Below are 16,448 nucleotides of genomic sequence, written 5' to 3'. Positions count from 1 at the left end.
GCGGCACCCGGTCGGTCCCCCCGGCCGGTTGCCGACAGGAGGGCTCCCGATGTCACTCGCGATGCGACCGCTGAGCGCGGTGTCCCGTTCCGTCGAGGTCGTCGGGCGTCCGACCCGCAGTCGGACCCGCCGCAGCCGTGCGACGGGCTTCGGCCTGGCCGGGCTCGACCTGGGGTTGTTGCTCGTCGCGTTCGCCGTCGCCCACGTGGTCCGGTTCCCCGGTGAGCTCCCCGCGGGTTCGAGCGCTGCCGGGTGGACCGAGTTCGTGGTCGCCCCCGTGATGATCGTGGCCTGGATGGTCCTGCTCACGGTGTCCCGCAGCCGAGACCCGCGCATCGTCGGTGTCGGCGGCGACGAGTTCCGGCGACTCATCACCGCGAGTCTCGTCACCGTCGCGACGGTGGCCGGGGTCGCGTACGCCGTCCAGGTCGACCTCGCCCGCGGCTACGTCGCCATCGCGTTCCCGCTCGGACTGCTCCTCCTCGCGATCGGTCGGAAGGCCGTCCGGACCGTGCTCGCTCGACGTCGCTGCCGGGGCGAGGGGCTGCAGGACGTCCTGCTCGTCGGCGACCTCGACGACGTGACCTACGTCGGACGGCGCATCGCGGCCACCCCCGCGGCGGGGTACCGCGTCCGGGCAGTCATCTCCGACTGCGTCCGGGCCGGGTCCCGGGTGCCCCTCGGGGACACGAGCGTCCCGGTGATCGACGGGGTCGACGCCGTCCTCGACCGGGCCCAGAGCGAACCGGTGGCCGCCGTGGTGGTCGCCGGCGCGATCCGGGGCGGGCACGAGCGACTCCGGCGGCTCGGATGGCAACTGGAAGCGCACGGCGTCGAACTCGTGGTGTCCTCGCCGCTGGCGGACATCGCCGCCGGCCGGGTGCACGAACGACCCGTCGACGGCCTGCCGCTCATGCACGTCGAGACGCCCGACTACCGGCGGCGGATCGGCAAGCGGACGCTCGACGTCGTCGGCGCCGGCATCGGTCTGCTGCTCCTCGCGCCGGTGTTCGCCGTCATCGCCCTGGTCATCCGCGCGGACGACCGTGGCCCCGTGTTCTTCCGCCAGACCCGCGTGGGGCGCGACGGGCGGGAGTTCCCGATCCTCAAGTTCCGGACGATGTGCGTCGACGCCGAAGCCCGGATGGCCGCGCTCGAGCAGGCGAACGAGGGGGCGGGGCCGCTCTTCAAGATGAAGCACGACCCGCGCATCACCCGGGTCGGTGCGTTCCTGCGTCGGACGTCCCTCGACGAGCTGCCGCAGCTGTGGAACGTCCTGACCGGTTCGATGAGCCTGGTGGGCCCCCGACCCGCCCTCCCGCGCGAGGTCGCCCTGTACGAGGACTTCGCCGACCGTCGGCTGCTCGTGACCCCGGGCATCACCGGGCTCTGGCAGGTGAGCGGCCGCTCGGACCTCGACTGGGCGGACGGTGTCCGGCTCGACCTGCACTACGTCGAGAACTGGTCCTTCGTCCACGACGTCGTCATCCTCGCCCGGACCATCCCGTCCGTGCTGCGCTCCCGAGGCGCCTACTGACCCGGTCGCGCCTGACCCGCGACCGGCACGCGCACCCCCGGGCTGCAACGGCAGTCCGGGGGTGCTGCCTGTGCGAACGGTGTCCGTTCGGGTGCCCGGCCTGGGTTTCCCGACCGGTGCGAGTTACGATGGGTGCACGACGGACTTCCGCCGCACGCGTCGACGGTGACTCGGAGACGGCGACCAGATCCAGATTCAAGGAGTCATGATGCTCGGAAACCTCGGTGGCGTACACCTGCTGATCATCCTCGGGATCGTCATCCTGCTGTTCGGTGCGACCAAGCTCCCGGCACTCGCCAAGGGCCTCGGGCAGTCGATCAACATCTTCAAGAAGGAGATGGGCGACGACGAGAAGAAGGCCAAGGGCACCGACCCCGGCGTGCAGACCACGACCGTGACGAACACCGCGGCCGAGCCGGCTCCGCAGCCGGTCGTCAACCCCGGCCCGTCGGTCCAGCCGAACTCGGACTCCAGGAACTAGGACCCCAGCCCCGTCCTGTCGGCAGCCCCCGCGACCCAATCGGTCGCGGGGGCTTCGTCGTGTCCGGCGAGTTGTCCACAGGTCCTCCCGGGGGCAGGCGGGACCGCGCGCGGTGGCGGAGGATGGGCACATGACGACCCCAGCCCCGGCGGCCACGGCCCCGCTCCGCGACGACCGCCGTGTCGTGCTCGTCGTCGCGATCCTGTCGTCCTTCGTCGTGGGACTCGACTCGAGCGTCGTGAACGTGGCGCTCCCCGCCATCCGCGACGAACTCGGCGGGGGACTGGTCGTGCAGCAGTGGACGGTGGACGCGTACCTCGTGACGCTCGGTTCGCTCATCCTCGTGGCCGGCAGTCTGTCCGACCTGTTCGGCCGCGTCCGCATCATCACGTGGGGCCTCGTGGTCTTCGGGATCGCCTCGATCGTGTGCGCGGTCGCCCCCACGGGCGAGGTCCTCATCGTCGCCCGGGCGCTGCAGGGCGTCGGTGGTGCGCTCGTGACCCCGAGTGCCCTCGCGCTCATCGTGGCGGCGTTCCGCGGTGCGGCCCAGGCGAAGGCGATCGGCACGTGGACGGCGTGGTCGAGCGCGGCGACCATCCTCGGTCCGGTCGTCGGCGGCCTCGTCGTGGACGGCATCGGCTGGCGGTGGATCTTCGTGCTGACGGCGGTGCCGATCGCGGTGACGATCCCGCTCGTGTCGCGGATCTCGGCGGACGTCCGGGTGGGGCCGCGGGCGCACGTGGACGTGGTCGGCGCCGTGCTGGCGGTCGTGGGCGTCGGTGGTGTCGTCCTCGGGTTGATCGAGCAGGAGCGCCTCGGGTGGGGCGCGCCGGTCGTCCTCGCCGCGCTGGTGCTCGGCGGGGCCGCGCTCGTGGCGTTCGTGCCGTGGGAACTCCGCGTCACCCGCAGGCACGGCGCACCCCTGGTCCCGCTCGAGCTCTTCCGCGCGCGGAACTTCACCGTCGGCAACCTCGCGACGCTGTCGATCTACGGGGCCCTCGGGATGGTGTTCTTCGTCGTGACGCTGTTCCTGCAAGAGGTCTGGCGGTTCCCGGCCTGGCTCGCCGGCCTCGCGACGCTGCCCCCGACCGTGATGCTCCTGCTCCTCTCCACCACGGTCGGGTCGCTGGCCGGGCGCTGGGGTCCGCGGTGGTTCATGGCCGCCGGCCCCGCGATCGCCGCGGTCGGGGCGCTCCTGCTGCTCTTCGCCGGTGACGAGCCGATCGGGTACTGGTGGTCGGTGCTCCCCGGTCTGGTGCTCGTCGGAGCGGGGATCGCGTTGATGGTGACCCCGCTGACGAGTGCGGTCCTCGGGTCGGTCCCGCAGTCCGAGGCGGGAGCGGGCTCGGCCGTCAACAACGCGATCGCGCGGATCGCCGGGCTCGTCATGGTCGCGCTCGCCGGGATCGTCCTCGGCGGCGCCGTGAGCGTCGAGGGACTGCACCGCGCGATGGTCGTGATGGCACTGCTGCTCCTCGCCGGCGCGCTCGTGAGTGCCGTCGGCATCCGGAACCCGCGGCGGGAATCTCCCGCTGCGAACGCAAGTTGAGTGGAGTAGACTCAACTACAGGACCACCGCAACGAAAGGACGGAACGCATGGCGAACCTCCAGGGCGCTCCTGACTCGCAAGAGCGACAGAAGACCGCCCTCGAGCAGTACGGCGTCGACCTCACGGCGATCGCCCGCAACGGCAAGCTCGACCCGGTGATCGGGCGGGACGCCGAGATCCGGCGCGTCTCCCAGGTGCTGACGCGTCGCACCAAGAACAACCCCGTGCTCATCGGGGAACCCGGCGTCGGCAAGACGGCCGTCGTCGAAGGACTCGCCCAGCGGATCGTCGCTGGTGACGTCGCCGACTCCCTCAAGGACAAGCGGCTCGTGTCGCTCGACATGTCCGCCCTCATCGCCGGCGCGAAGTACCGCGGCGAGTTCGAGGAGCGGCTCAAGGCCGTGCTCAAGGAGATCAACGACTCCGACGGGCAGGTCATCACGTTCATCGACGAGCTGCACACGCTCATGGGCGCCGGTGGGGGCGAAGGCTCCGTGGCCGCGTCGAACATGCTCAAGCCGATGCTCGCGCGCGGTGAACTCCGGCTCATCGGCGCGACGACGCTCGACGAGTACCGCGAGTACATCGAGAAGGACGCCGCCCTCGAACGGCGCTTCCAGCAGGTCTTCGTGGGGGAGCCCAGCGTCGAGGACACCGTGGCGATCCTCCGCGGCCTCAAGGAGCGCTACGAGGCGCACCACAAGGTCACGATCAACGACTCCGCGCTCGTGGCCGCGTCGAGCCTGTCGAACCGGTACATCTCCGGGCGGCAGCTGCCCGACAAGGCGATCGACCTCATCGACGAAGCCGCGAGCCGACTCCGGATGGAGATCGACTCGAGCCCGGTCGAGATCGACGAGCTCAAGCGCACCGTGGACCGGTTGCGCGTCGAGGAGTTCGCGCTGAAGCAGGAGAAGGACGACGCGTCGAAGGCCCGGCTGGAGACGCTGCGGGCCGAGCTCGCGAGCCGCGAGACCCTGCTCGGCGAACTCGAGCAGCGGTGGCAGGCCGAACGCGCCAGTCTCAACCGCATCGGTGAACTGAAGCAGCAGCTCGACGACCTCAACATGCGCTCCCAGCGGGCACAGCGCGAGGCCGACTACGAGCTCGTGTCGCGTATCGAGTACAGCGAGAAGCCCCGGATCGAGGCCGAGCTCGCCGCCGCCGAACAAGCCGAGCAGGCCGACCGGATGGTGAACGACAGCGTCACCGACGAGGACATCGCCGCCGTGATCGCGCAGTGGACGGGCATCCCCCTCGGGCGCCTGCTGCAGGGCGAGACCGAGAAGCTCCTGCACCTCGAGAACGAACTCGGCCGACGGATCATCGGGCAGCGCTCCGCCGTCTCGACCGTGTCGGAAGCGGTCCGTCGCACCCGCGCGGGCATCTCCGACCCGGACCGTCCGACGGGCTCGTTCCTGTTCCTCGGCCCCACCGGCGTCGGCAAGACCGAGCTGGCCAAGGCGCTCGCCGAGTTCCTGTTCGACGACGAGAAGGCACTCGTCCGGATCGACATGAGCGAGTACGGCGAGAAGCACTCGGTCGCGCGGCTCATCGGCGCCCCGCCCGGGTACGTCGGCTACGAGGCCGGCGGGCAGCTCACCGAGACCGTCCGGCGTCGTCCGTACTCCGTGGTGCTGCTCGACGAGATCGAGAAGGCCCACCCCGAGGTCTTCGACGTGCTCCTGCAGGTCCTCGACGACGGGCGCCTGACCGACGGCCAGGGCCGGACGGTGGACTTCCGGAACACCATCCTCATCCTGACGTCGAACCTCGGGTCGCAGTTCATGACCGACCAGTCGATCACCGACGTGCAGCGCGAGGAGGCTGTCCGCGAGCTCGTCCAGCAGGCCTTCCGCCCCGAGTTCATCAACCGACTCGACGACATCGTGGTGTTCCAGGCGCTCACGCAGGAGGACCTCGGTCAGATCGTGTCGCTCTACGTCGACCGGCTCGCACGCCGGCTGACCGACCGCCGACTGGAGCTGGCCGTCACCCCGGACGCCCGGGCCTGGCTCGCCGAGCGCGGGTACGACCCGGTGTACGGAGCGCGTCCGCTCCGTCGGCTCATGCAGCGGCAGATCGACGACCGGTTGGCGCGGGCGATCCTCGCCGGTGACGTGCGCGACGGGGACACCGTCCGCGTCGACGTCGCCGCAGGCGGCGACGAGCTGACGGTGGAGCCGTTCGAACTCGCGGAGATCGTCGAGGAGTAGGCGGCGCACTCGACGTGACGGGCGGGGCCCACGCCGCCGGTTCCGGGCGGACGCGCCAGCGGCCGCTCGGCCGTGCCGGTGGGGAGAGGAGCGGTGCCGGTTCCTGGGACCGGCACCGCGCCTCCAGGCCTACGGTCCAGGGCATGCCTGAGATCCGAGCGTTCCGTCGCCTCACCGACGCCGTCGAGCACGCGAGCGTGCTCGACAAGGCCGTCGACATCGATCGTTCCGTGGTGAACGCCCTCGCGAAGCCGAAGGCACTGCGCCAGCTGCTCCACGGCGTGCCGTTCGGGCACCCGCTGCACCCGCTCATGGTGCAGGTACCGCTGGGTGCGTGGATCTCGGCGGCGGTGCTCGACCTGATCGGCGGGAAGGGGAACGCGCGGGCGGCGAAGACCCTCGTCGGTGTGGGGCTGGTGTCGTCGGGCAGCGCCTCGGTGGCCGGCTACGTCGACTGGTCGGAGCTCGATCGTGAGCAACTCCGCACCGGTTGGGTGCACCAGGCCGTGAACTGGGTGGGCATCTCGCTGTACGGGCTGTCGTGGATGCAACGGAAGTCCGGGAACCACGGGGCAGGCAAGCTCCTCGGGTTCGCGGGGCTCGCGGTCGTCGGCGTCGGCGGGTACCTCGGTGGGCACCTTGCCTACCGGCAGCGTGCGGGTGTGAGCCAGCACGGCGAGGTGCCGTTCGACGCCTGAGCGTGGGTGCTGATCATGCCTGGTCATGACCAGTTCGTCAAGCGCCGTCGATCATCCGTTCCACATCCGTGATCCCCCGGAAACATGCGGATCGCGATTGTCCACAGCCTGCCGATTCGTGGTTGACATCCCCGCGTGATGGGTCTTTACTCACCATTACGCAACGTCCTTTCATAAAGGTCGGACCAAGGGAGTCAACGTGACACGCACGCGTTTCGCCGCACTCGGTGCGCTCGCCCTCGCAGGCGCGCTCGCCCTCACCGGGTGCTCCGCCGGAAGCAACGGAGCCTCCGACGGCGGCACGAAGTCCATCGGCACACCCGATGGCAAGGGCAAGACCCTCACCGTCTGGATCATGAACGGCGACCTCAGCCCGAAGATCCTCGACGTCGCCGAGAAGCAGTTCACCAAGGCCACCGGCGCCAAGGTGAAGCTGCAGCTCCAGCAGTGGGACGGCATCACCACGAAGCTCACCACGGCCCTCGCGCAGAAGGACGCGCCGGACGTGGTCGACCTCGGCAACACGCAGGTGCCGGTGTACGCGGCGACGGGCGGCCTGATGGACCTCTCGCCGTACAAGGACGAGCTGGCCGACGGGCAGACGTGGCTCTCCGGGCTCGAAGGCCCGGCGACCGTGGACGGCAAGCTGTACGGCGCCCCGCTCTTCGCCGGCAACCGCGCGGTGATCTACAACAAGAAGATGTGGGCCGACGCCGGGGTGACCGACGTCCCGAAGTCGTACGACGAGCTCACGGCCGACCTCGACAAGGTCAAGGCGAAGAACCCGCAGGCGGACTTCTCGGCGTTCTACATGCCGGGGCAGTACTGGTACGGCGGGCTGCAGTGGGTGTGGGACGCCGGTGGGCAGATCGCCACCGAGAAGGACGGCAAGTGGAAGGGCGCGATCGACTCCGCCGACGCCGTGAAGGGCCTCACCGCGTGGAAGGACTTCCAGAACTCGTACTCGGCGAAGTCCACGCAGGACATCAACACCGACAAGCCGGCCGAGTCCGACGTCTTCGCCCAGGGGAACACCTCGGCGATCCTCGGCTCCGCGTGGGAGATCGGTTCGATCACCACGGCGAAGCCCGAGCTCAAGGACCAGATCGGCACGTTCGCGATGCCGTCGAGCACGGCGGGCAAGACGCAGCCGGTGTTCCTCGGTGGCTCCGACCTCGGCATCCCGTCGAAGTCCGCCAACCAGGACCTCGCGCTGTACTACACGAAGATCCTCACCTCGAAGAAGTTCCAGCAGGACCAGGTGTTCGGGGTCGACGGCTGGGAGCCGAACTCCACGCAGCTGCTCGACGCGGTCGCCGGTGACGTGGACGAGCTCCACAAGCCGTACTTCGAGGCCGCTTCCACCAGCCGTCCGACGCCGGCGACCCCGGGCTGGGCGACGATCGAGGGCGACTCGACGTTCCAGACGATGTTCGCGGACGTCGCCACCGGTCGGAAGACGCCGAAGCAGGCAGCCGAGGGCTTCTCGGAGCACCTCACGACCGCGCTCAACGCGCAGCAGTAGTTCGATGACCTCCACTGCGGAGCGGGTCCCCGGTTCGGCGCAGGCCGAGCCGGGGACCCGGCGCGGGTCGACGGGGCGTCGCGGTCCCACCGGGCCGGGCGGTCGCGCAGGACGTCGATCGCTCACCTCGTCACGAGCGCCGCTGGTCCTGCTCGCACCGGCTGCGCTGCTGCTCCTCGCGCTCGTCGTCTACCCGCTCGTCCGCCTGGTGGTCATCTCCTTCCAGGACTACGGGCTGCGGGCGATCTTCACCGGGCAGGCCGGGTTCGCCGGCTTCACGAACTACACGAACGTCCTCACCGACGCCAGCTTCTGGCCGGTCATGCTGCGCACCGTGCTCGTCACGGGCGCGATGGTGATCGGGACCATCGGCATCGGCATGGCGGTGTCCCAGCTGCTGACCCGGCTCGGTGTCGTCATGCGCACGGTCGTGAGCGTCGTGCTCGTGCTGGCGTGGGCGATGCCGAACGTCGCGTCGAGCCTGGTCTGGCAGTGGCTCTTCCAGCCCTTCTACGGCGTGCTCAACTGGCTCATCACCCAGCTCGGGGTGTTCGGCGACCACACGCAGGACAACTGGGCGTCGAGTCCCGGGCAGGCACTGACGATCGTGCTCTCGCTCGTGATCTGGCAGGCGGTGCCGTTCGTCGCGCTGACGCTGTACGCCGCACAGTCCCAGATCGCGCCCGAGTACTACGAGGCCGGGGCGCTCGACGGGGCGTCCGCGTGGGCGATGTACCGCTCGATCACCCTGCCGGCGCTCGTGCCGACGCTGCTGCTCGTGACGATCCTCTCGGTGATCTGGGACTTCAACGTCTTCAACCAGATCTGGCTGCTCACCAAGGGCGGGCCCGAGGACACCACGCTCACCCTCGGCATCTGGACGTTCGTGAAGTCCTTCGTGTCGAACGCGTACGGGCAGGGTGCGGCGATCGCCGTCATCTCGACGCTGATCCTCGGAGCGCTCACCAGCTACTACATCCGCCGGCTGGTCCGGAGCGGGGAGGAAGACCTGTGACGACGACGACCACCCCGGGTGTCACCGGGGCGACCGCTTCCGAGACGCAACCCGACGTGACGGGGGCGGGGCGCGCCTCCAGGCCCGGTCCGATCGCGCCGGTGCGCGCGCGCCGACGCAGGCCGCGGGTCGTGGCGAACACGATCGCGGTGGTCTTCTGCCTCGTCTGGGTGTTCCCGATCTACTGGATGGTGAACACCGCGTTCAAGCCGTCGGACGAAGTGACGACCCTCACGCCGATCTGGCTGCCGCTGCGGCCGACGCTCGAGAACTTCACGCGGGCGCTGACGCAGGACGGGTTCCTCGTGTACCTGCGGAACTCCGCGATCGTGGTCGTGGCGGCCGTGCTGCTGTCGATCGTCGTCGGGTTCCTGGCGTCGGCGGCGCTGTCGCGCTTCCGGTTCCGTGGGCGGCGGGCGATCCTCGTGGCGATCCTCTTCGTGCAGATGATCCCGTCGGGTGCTCTGCTCATCCCGCTGTTCCTGTCGTTCCAGTCGCTCGGGCTGCTCAACAGCTACATCGGGCTGATCCTCGCCTACGTCGCGAGCGTGCTGCCGTTCTCGATCTGGGTCATGCGCGGGTTCTTCGTCGCGGTGCCGGTCGAGATCGAGGAAGCCGCGAAGGTCGACGGTGCGGGGACGTTCCGAATCCTGTGGAGCGTGCTGTTCCCGCTGGTGATGCCGGGGGTCATCGCCACGAGTGTGTTCGCGTTCATCGCTGCGTGGAACGACTACCTGACGGCGTACGTGATGCTCAAGGACCAGGGGATGTACACGCTGCCGGTGTGGCTCGCGGGGTTCTCGACGAACAAGGGGACGGACTTCGGTGGGCTCATGGCGGCGAGTGTGCTGTTCTCGATCCCGGTGGTGGTGTTCTTCCTCATCGTGCAGCGGCGGCTCGTGAGCGGGATGACCGCCGGGGCCGTCAAGGGCTGACGCGCTCGACGTCCGGGACGACCGCGCCCCGACCTGCCTCGGCGGGTCGGGGCGTCGTCGTGTCCGGGGTGTGGGTCGGGCGCGCGCGGGTGGGGGCGGGGCCGAGGTCGCACGACCTGCCGTCTGCGTTCCGCCGAGGTCGCACGATGTGCCGTTCGGGGGGCGTGCGGGCGGCAGTTCGTGCGACCTCGACCGTGGGTGGGACCGGGCTGGGTGGGACCGGGCGGGCGCTCGAGCGGGCGGGACCGGGCGGGCGCGCTCGAGCGGGCGGGACATGCCGCTCGCGTTCGTCGAGCGGGCGGAAGGTGTCGGCCGGGGGCGGCGAGCGGGACTGAAAAGGCCCGCTCGGCGGGCGGGGCGGCGAGCGGGACGGAAAGTGCCCGCTCGGCGGGCGGGCCGCGGGCACGCCCGGGCCCGCCGACCTGCGGCCGTGTTGGTTCCGGCACGGAACGGTTGCGTTTGTGTGGCATCGGGACGTACTCTTCTCGAAACCCACGGGAACGAAGGAGTTCGGGCATGTACGCAACCGAGCGGCACGACGCGATCGCAGCAGCGTTGCAGGACGCCGGCCGCGTGTCCGTGGCCGACCTCGCCGAGCACTTCGACGTCACGACCGAAACCGTCCGCCGTGACCTCGACGCCCTCGAGTCCGCCGGCCTCCTGCGCCGCGTGCACGGGGGAGCGGTCCCGGTCGGACGATCGAGCGTCGTCGAACTCTCCGTCGCCGAGCGCGAGGGGCAGCACAACTCCGCCAAGTCCGCCATCGCCCGGGCCGCGATGCGCCTCGTCCCGCCGACCTTCACCGGCTCGATCGCCCTCGACGCCGGCACCACCTGCGCCGCGGTCGCCGCCGAGCTCGCCCGGTGGGAACCCGCGACGGCCGGGGCGACCCTCACGGTCATCACGAACTCGGTCCCGATCGCCGCGACCCTGCAGCACAGCGAGCACGTCGAGCTGCACCTGCTCGGCGGCCGTGTCCGCGGGGTGACGAGCGCCGCCGTCGGGACGGCCACGGTCGAGCAGATCGGCGCGCTGCGTCCGGACATCGCCTTCGTCGGGACGAACGGCCTGTCCGCGGGCTTCGGCCTGAGCACGCCGGACGAGTACGAGGCGGCGGTGAAGGGCGCGTACGTCCTCGCGGCCCGGCGCAGCGTGGTCCTCGCGGACGCGGCGAAGCACGGGGTCGAGGCGCTCATGCGGTTCGCCCGGCTCGACGAGATCGACACGATCGTCACCGACCAGGAGCCGCCGGCCGACCTCGCCGGAGCGCTCGCCGAGGCCGACGTCGAGGTGGTCGTCGCATGACCACGAACACGAACACGACGCGCAGCACCATGAGCACCCGCATCGTCACCGTCACCCCGAACCCGAGCCTCGACCGCACGATCGAGCTCGCCGGCGAACTCCAGCGCGGCGCCGTCCAGCGCGCCACCCGCTCCACGGCCGAGCCCGGCGGCAAGGGCGTCAACGTCTCAAGGGTCGTCGTCGCGAGCGGCGGCGACACCGTGGCGGTGCTGCCCGGCGACGAGCTCGACCCGGTGCTGCTCGGCCTCGCGACGCGCGGGATCCCGACCGCGGCACTCCCGATCGGTGCACCGCTCCGCTCGAACGTCACCGTGACCGAGCCGACCGGCACGACGACGAAGCTCAACGAGCCCGGTCCGTCGCTCGCGGGTCGCCTCGAGGACCTCGCGGCCCTCGTCGCCGACACCGCCGGTGCCACCGCGACCGGACCCGTCGCACGCTGGGTGGTCCTCGCCGGCTCCCTGCCCCCGGGGCTGCCGGACGACGCCCTCGCGGTCCTCGTGCGAGCCGTCCGGCAGCGCCACGGCGACGACGTCCGGATCGCGGTCGACTCCTCGGGCGTGCCCTTCACCGCGCTGCTGCAGTCCGGCGAGCGGATCGACCTCGTGAAGCCGAACGCCGAGGAGCTCGCCGAGGTCGTCGGCGGCGACCCGGACGAGTTCGAGCGGGACGTCGACGCGGCAGCGATCGCGGCGCAGCGCCTCCGTGACAAGAACGTCGGCACCGTGCTCCTCACGCTCGGCAGCGCCGGAGCCGTCCTCGTGACGGAGGACGGGAGCTACGCGGCCGCAGCACCCCGGATCGTGGCGCGCTCGACCGTCGGCGCGGGGGACTCCTCCCTCGCCGGCTACCTGCTCGCCGAGGTCGCCGGGCAGTCGCCCGAGCAGCGCCTCGCCCAAGCCGTCGCCACCGGAGCGGCAGCCGCCGCCCTCCCCGGCAGCGACGTCCCCGCCCTCGACCACACCGACCCGTCGGGCATCGAGGTCCGAGCGCTCGAGCGAGCGCCCGAACCCGCCTGACCCACCCCCGCACACACACTCAACCCCGCAGCACCCGCGCCCCCAGCGCCATTGCAAAGGAGCAACCCATGTCCGTCAACACGAGTCCACGCCTCATCAGCGTCCAGCTCGTCGGTCTCGACGAGGACCTCGGCGCCACCTCGAGCGACGTCATCCGCGTCCTCGCCGACCGCGTCGCCGCCACCGGCCGCGCGGCGGACGGGGCGTCCCTCGCCGCTGACGCGATCAAGCGCGAGGCCAGCGTCGGCACCGGCGTCCCCGGTGGCATCGCGATCCCGCACGCCCGGTCCGCGTCGGTCTCCGAGCCGACCCTGGCGATGAGCCGCCTCGCCCGGACGGTGTCGTTCGGCGCCCCGGACGGCGACGCCGACATCGTCTTCATGATCGCCGTGCCCGAAGGGGCCGACAAGGACCACCTCACGGTCCTCTCGACCCTGGCCCGTGCGCTCATCCGCGAGGACTTCACCGCCGCCCTCCGCGCCGCCGCCACCCCGCAGGAGATCGTGGACCTCGTCGACCGCGAGGTGAGCGGTGAGGTCGCGCAGGCCGGCGTCGGCACCGCGAGCAGCGCCTCCAGTGCGACCGCCACCGGCCAGGAGGCGCGACCCGCCGCCGCCACGCACGCCGCGGACGGCGACGCGGCCGGGTCCACCGCCGGAGCACGCAAGGTGCTCGTCGGCGTCACCGCGTGCCCGACCGGCATCGCGCACACCTACATGGCAGCCGACGCCCTCGTCGCCGCGGCCCAGCGCGCGGGTGCCGAGATGCACATCGAGACGCAGGGGTCCTCGCAGGTCGAGCCGCTCGACCCGGCCCTCATCGCCCGCGCCGACGCCGTCGTCTTCGCGGTCGACGTGGACGTCCGCGACCGCGGCCGCTTCGCCGGCAAGCCCCTCGTGGCCGGCCCGGTCAAGCGCGGTGTCGACGAGCCGGACAAGATGATCGCCGAGGCCCTCCGTGCCGCCGACGACCCGAACGCCGCACGCGTGCACGGCAACGCGGCCGAGGCCGGCTCGAGCACCGCCAAGGACGAGCACTTCGGGCAGGCGCTCAAGCGCTGGCTGCTCACGGGTGTGAGCTACATGATCCCGTTCGTCGCGGGCGGCGGGCTCCTCATCGCGCTCGGCTTCCTGCTCGCCGGCTACGGCATCGCGCTGACCCACGGTGACTCGGGGCAGAACAACGCGGTCTACACGCTGACGAACTACACGCTCCTGAACCTGCCGCCGGAGGGTCTGGCGTACTACCTCGGTGCCGCCGCGTTCCAGATCGGTGGCGTGTCGCTCGGGTTCCTCGTGGCAGCGCTCGCCGGGTACATCGCCTACGCCATGGCCGACCGACCCGGCATCGCGCCCGGCTTCGTCGCCGGTTCGATCGCCGTCTTCATGAACGCCGGGTTCCTCGGTGGCCTGATCGGTGGTCTCATCGCCGGTGCCGCCGCCTACTGGATCGGCCGGATCCCGACCTGGCGTTGGCTGCGTGGCCTGATGCCCGTCGTGATCATCCCGCTGTTCGCGTCGATCATCGCCTCGGGGCTCATGCTGCTCGTGCTCGGCGGGCCCATCGCCTGGCTGATGACCCAGCTGACCGAGTTCCTCAACTCGCTGTCCGGTGCCTCGGCGATCCTGCTCGGCATCATCCTCGGCCTGATGATGGCGTTCGACCTCGGTGGCCCGGTCAACAAGGTGGCGTACGCGTTCGCGGTCGCCGGCCTCGGCGCCGGATCCGCGACGAACGTCGTCCCGTTCGAGATCATGGCGGCCGTGATGGCCGCGGGCATGGTCCCGCCGCTGGCCCTGGCGCTCGCCTCGACCGTGCTCTACCGCAAGGGGTTCACGAAGCCCGAGCGCGAGAACGGCAAGGCCGCGTGGCTGCTCGGTGCCTCGTTCATCTCCGAGGGTGCGATCCCGTTCGCGGCCGCCGACCCGCTGCGCGTCATCCCGGCGTCGATGGTCGGTGCCGCGGTCACGGGTGCGATCTCGATGGCTGCCGGCGTGACCTCGCGGGCGCCGCACGGTGGGATCTTCGTGTTCTTCGCGATCGGGGACGTGGCGATGTTCATCGTCGCGATCCTCGCGGGCACCGTGGTGTCGGCGCTCGTGCTCGTCGGGCTGAAGAAGTGGGTGCGGCGGGCGCCGGCGGCGGACGCAGGCGTGTCCGAGATGGCGGACGACCGCGTGGCCGTCGCCGTGTAGTGGTCGTCACCACCTGATTGACGGGCGCGCCCCGCTCAGCGGCACGCGAAGCGTTGCGCGGGGCGCGCCGACCGAGCCTGCGAGGGAGGGGTGCCGGCTGGCACCGCGCCTCCCGTCCGTCCGTCCGTGGTCGCGACCACCGCACTTCGTGAGCAGCAATGGTCGGGTGGGCACGTACGACCCGACCGTTTCTGCTCACGAAACGCAGCGCGCGCCAGCGCGGGCCTGCGCGCGGCGCGCCTGCGCGGGCGGCCGGGCCTCAGTCCGCGATGTTCGCGGTGACGGCGTCGATGTAGGCCGCACGCTCCTCGCGCGAGTGCGGCCGCCCCGGCACCCCCGGCCGCTGCTCCCACGGGAACGGCCCGGCGTCGTGCCGGTACTCGATCCCCATCGCCTCGAGCCGAGCGAGGTGCTCGGCGAGCCGCCCCCGGAACTCGGCGACGTCGCGCGGCCCGGTGACGTCGGCCGACCAGAGCGCCTCGGCGAGGGCGGCGACCCGCGGGAAGAGCTGGTAGTCGAGCTTGCGGGCGGTGTCCACGTGCTCGGTCCACATGTTGCCCTGGCCGCCGATCACGTGGGCGCGCTCGGCGTCGGTGAGGTCCGCCGGCACCGGGTCGAAGGCGAACACGTCGTCGACGGAGAGGACGATCGACACCGGGATGGGCTCGGTCTCGAGGTCGCTCTGCCGGTAGTCGAGGTACACCTGGTCGTCCGGGGCGGAGATCACGTCGTGGCCCCGCTTCGCCGCGGTCCGGGCGCCGGTGAGCCCACGCCACGAGAGCACGGTCGCGGACTTCGAGAGCGTGCCGCCCTCGAGGATCTCGTCCCACCCGAACGCCCGCCGCCCGTGCGACTCGACGTGGGAGGCGAGCCGACCGATGATCCACGCCTGGAGCTGCTCCTCGTCGTCGAGGCCGAGCTCGCGGATGCGTTCCTGCGTGCGGGGGTCGTCCTCCCACTGGACCTTGGGGCACTCGTCGCCGCCGACGCCGATGTACTCGGAGGGGAACAGGGCGATGACCTCGTCGAGGACGTCCTGGAAGAAGGCGATCGTGGACTCCTCGGCGTTGAGGACGTCCTCGGCGATGCCCCACTCCGTCCACACGTCGATCGGCTCGCCCGAGACGCCGAGCGACGGGTAGGCGGCGAGGGCGGCGCGGACGTGCCCCGGGGTCTCGATCTCGGGGACGACGGTGACGAACCGGTCGGCCGCGTAGGCGACGATCTCGCGGATGTCGTCCTGGGTGTAGTAGCCGCCGTGCGGACGGCCGTCGAACGCCGCCGGGTGCAGCACCCCGTCGGCGTCCGGCACGTGCGCCCCGACCTGCGACTCCTTCCGCCACGAGCCGACCTCGGTCAGGCGTGGGTACTTCCGGATCTCGATGCGCCACCCCTGGTCCTCGGTGAGGTGGAAGTGCAGTCGGTTGAGCCGGTGCGCGGCGAGCTGGTCGATCACCCGCATGACCTCGTGCTTGGTGCGGAAGTGCCGGGCGACGTCGAGCATGACGCCGCGCCAGGCGAACGCGGGGGCGTCCTCGACGGTGACCGCCGGGACCGTCCACGGGCCGGTGCCGACCCGGCCCTTGCGGTAGACGTCGGCCGGTAGCGACTGCAGGAGCGCCTGGACGCCGTAGAAGACGCCCGCCGGGCCCCCGCCGGTGATCTCGACCCGGTCGGCCGTGACCAGCAGCCGGAACGACTCGGAGCGGTCACCGGCCGGTCCGGTGGGGAGCGTGTCGTCGTCGGCGACACGGAGTGCGATCACGTCCGTGCGCGCGGTGTCGACCCCGGCCGCGTCGTCGGCGTCGCGCACCGGCAGCCCGGTCGACCCCCGCAGGGTCTGCTGCAGGTACAGTCGGACCGACTCGCTCGCGGCGTCTGCGGCGATGCGGGTCGACGGGGTGATCGCGAAGGCGCCGGCACCCGGTTCGGTGCGGCGCGGCCGTGGGATGAGCATGTCGGAGTCCACCAT

Annotated in this window: 12 protein-coding genes; 11 read left to right on the top strand and 1 reads right to left on the bottom strand. The window is 71.2% G+C overall.

The features are described from left to right. Positions 1 to 49: 49 nt before the first annotated feature. The 11 genes from WFH25_RS13140 (at position 50) to WFH25_RS13090 (ending at position 14,476) form a co-directional block, all read left to right on the top strand. Positions 50 to 1,537 carry a sugar transferase gene (locus WFH25_RS13140; protein WP_336698024.1) on the top strand — a complete coding sequence of 496 codons (1,488 nt, stop codon included), beginning with the start codon at positions 50 to 52 and terminating at the stop codon, positions 1,535 to 1,537. Between the two features lie 205 nt (positions 1,538 to 1,742). Beyond that, a complete protein-coding gene (tatA, locus tag WFH25_RS13135) occupies positions 1,743 to 2,018 on the top strand; it encodes a twin-arginine translocase TatA/TatE family subunit (protein ID WP_306577014.1) in 276 nt (91 codons plus the stop codon). A 130-nt stretch (positions 2,019 to 2,148) separates the two neighbouring features. Then, entirely contained in the window at positions 2,149 to 3,567 is a 1,419-nt protein-coding gene (locus tag WFH25_RS13130) for an MFS transporter (RefSeq protein ID WP_336698023.1), read from the top strand. A gap of 48 nt (positions 3,568 to 3,615) precedes the next feature. Then, entirely contained in the window at positions 3,616 to 5,784 is a 2,169-nt protein-coding gene (locus tag WFH25_RS13125; protein WP_083403134.1) for an ATP-dependent Clp protease ATP-binding subunit, read from the top strand. A 143-nt stretch (positions 5,785 to 5,927) separates the two neighbouring features. Further along, positions 5,928 to 6,482: a DUF2231 domain-containing protein gene (locus tag WFH25_RS13120; protein WP_336698022.1), complete on the top strand. Its 555-nt coding sequence runs from the start codon at positions 5,928 to 5,930 to the stop codon at positions 6,480 to 6,482. A gap of 199 nt (positions 6,483 to 6,681) precedes the next feature. Then, positions 6,682 to 8,007 carry a sugar ABC transporter substrate-binding protein gene (locus WFH25_RS13115; protein ID WP_070417070.1) on the top strand — a complete coding sequence of 442 codons (1,326 nt, stop codon included), beginning with the start codon at positions 6,682 to 6,684 and terminating at the stop codon, positions 8,005 to 8,007. A 4-nt stretch (positions 8,008 to 8,011) separates the two neighbouring features. Continuing rightward, entirely contained in the window at positions 8,012 to 9,022 is a 1,011-nt protein-coding gene (locus WFH25_RS13110; RefSeq protein ID WP_083295087.1) for a carbohydrate ABC transporter permease, read from the top strand. 131 nt (positions 9,023 to 9,153) lie between these two features. Further along, positions 9,154 to 9,957, top strand: coding sequence for a carbohydrate ABC transporter permease (locus WFH25_RS13105; RefSeq protein ID WP_254791852.1), 804 nt, complete (start codon positions 9,154 to 9,156; stop codon positions 9,955 to 9,957). 516 nt (positions 9,958 to 10,473) lie between these two features. Beyond that, positions 10,474 to 11,262: a DeoR/GlpR family DNA-binding transcription regulator gene (locus tag WFH25_RS13100; RefSeq protein WP_070417069.1), complete on the top strand. Its 789-nt coding sequence runs from the start codon at positions 10,474 to 10,476 to the stop codon at positions 11,260 to 11,262. Beyond that, positions 11,259 to 12,281 carry a 1-phosphofructokinase family hexose kinase gene (locus tag WFH25_RS13095; RefSeq protein ID WP_336698019.1) on the top strand — a complete coding sequence of 341 codons (1,023 nt, stop codon included), beginning with the start codon at positions 11,259 to 11,261 and terminating at the stop codon, positions 12,279 to 12,281. The genes WFH25_RS13100 and WFH25_RS13095 overlap by 4 nt, the downstream gene beginning before the upstream one ends. A 68-nt stretch (positions 12,282 to 12,349) precedes the next feature. Beyond that, positions 12,350 to 14,476, top strand: a complete 2,127-nt coding sequence (locus WFH25_RS13090) for a PTS fructose transporter subunit IIABC (protein WP_336698017.1) — start codon at positions 12,350 to 12,352, stop codon at positions 14,474 to 14,476. Between the two features lie 259 nt (positions 14,477 to 14,735). Here WFH25_RS13090 and WFH25_RS13085 read toward each other — a convergent pair whose 3' ends face one another. After that, positions 14,736 to 16,448, bottom strand: coding sequence for a beta-N-acetylhexosaminidase (locus WFH25_RS13085; RefSeq protein ID WP_336698015.1), 1,713 nt, complete (start codon positions 16,446 to 16,448; stop codon positions 14,736 to 14,738).

The sequence above is a fragment of the Curtobacterium sp. USHLN213 genome, from assembly GCF_037144815.1.
Taxonomy (GTDB): Bacteria; Actinomycetota; Actinomycetes; order Actinomycetales; family Microbacteriaceae; genus Curtobacterium.
The sequence above is the reverse complement of the archived record's forward strand: the minus strand, read 5'-3'. Positions and strand labels throughout refer to the sequence as shown.

Excerpts from the sequence above, each read along its gene's own strand:
- WFH25_RS13140 (WP_336698024.1), top strand. The coding sequence starts at position 50 with ATGTCACTCGCGATGCGACCGCTGAGCGCGGTGTCCCGTTCCGTCGAG.
- tatA (WP_306577014.1), top strand. The coding sequence starts at position 1,743 with ATGATGCTCGGAAACCTCGGTGGCGTACACCTGCTGATCATCCTCGGG.
- WFH25_RS13130 (WP_336698023.1), top strand. The coding sequence starts at position 2,149 with ATGACGACCCCAGCCCCGGCGGCCACGGCCCCGCTCCGCGACGACCGC.
- WFH25_RS13125 (WP_083403134.1), top strand. The coding sequence starts at position 3,616 with ATGGCGAACCTCCAGGGCGCTCCTGACTCGCAAGAGCGACAGAAGACC.
- WFH25_RS13120 (WP_336698022.1), top strand. The coding sequence starts at position 5,928 with ATGCCTGAGATCCGAGCGTTCCGTCGCCTCACCGACGCCGTCGAGCAC.
- WFH25_RS13110 (WP_083295087.1), top strand. The coding sequence starts at position 8,012 with ATGACCTCCACTGCGGAGCGGGTCCCCGGTTCGGCGCAGGCCGAGCCG.
- WFH25_RS13100 (WP_070417069.1), top strand. The coding sequence starts at position 10,474 with ATGTACGCAACCGAGCGGCACGACGCGATCGCAGCAGCGTTGCAGGAC.
- WFH25_RS13095 (WP_336698019.1), top strand. The coding sequence starts at position 11,259 with ATGACCACGAACACGAACACGACGCGCAGCACCATGAGCACCCGCATC.
- WFH25_RS13090 (WP_336698017.1), top strand. The coding sequence starts at position 12,350 with ATGTCCGTCAACACGAGTCCACGCCTCATCAGCGTCCAGCTCGTCGGT.
- WFH25_RS13085 (WP_336698015.1), bottom strand. The coding sequence starts at position 16,448 with ATGGTGGACTCCGACATGCTCATCCCACGGCCGCGCCGCACCGAACCG.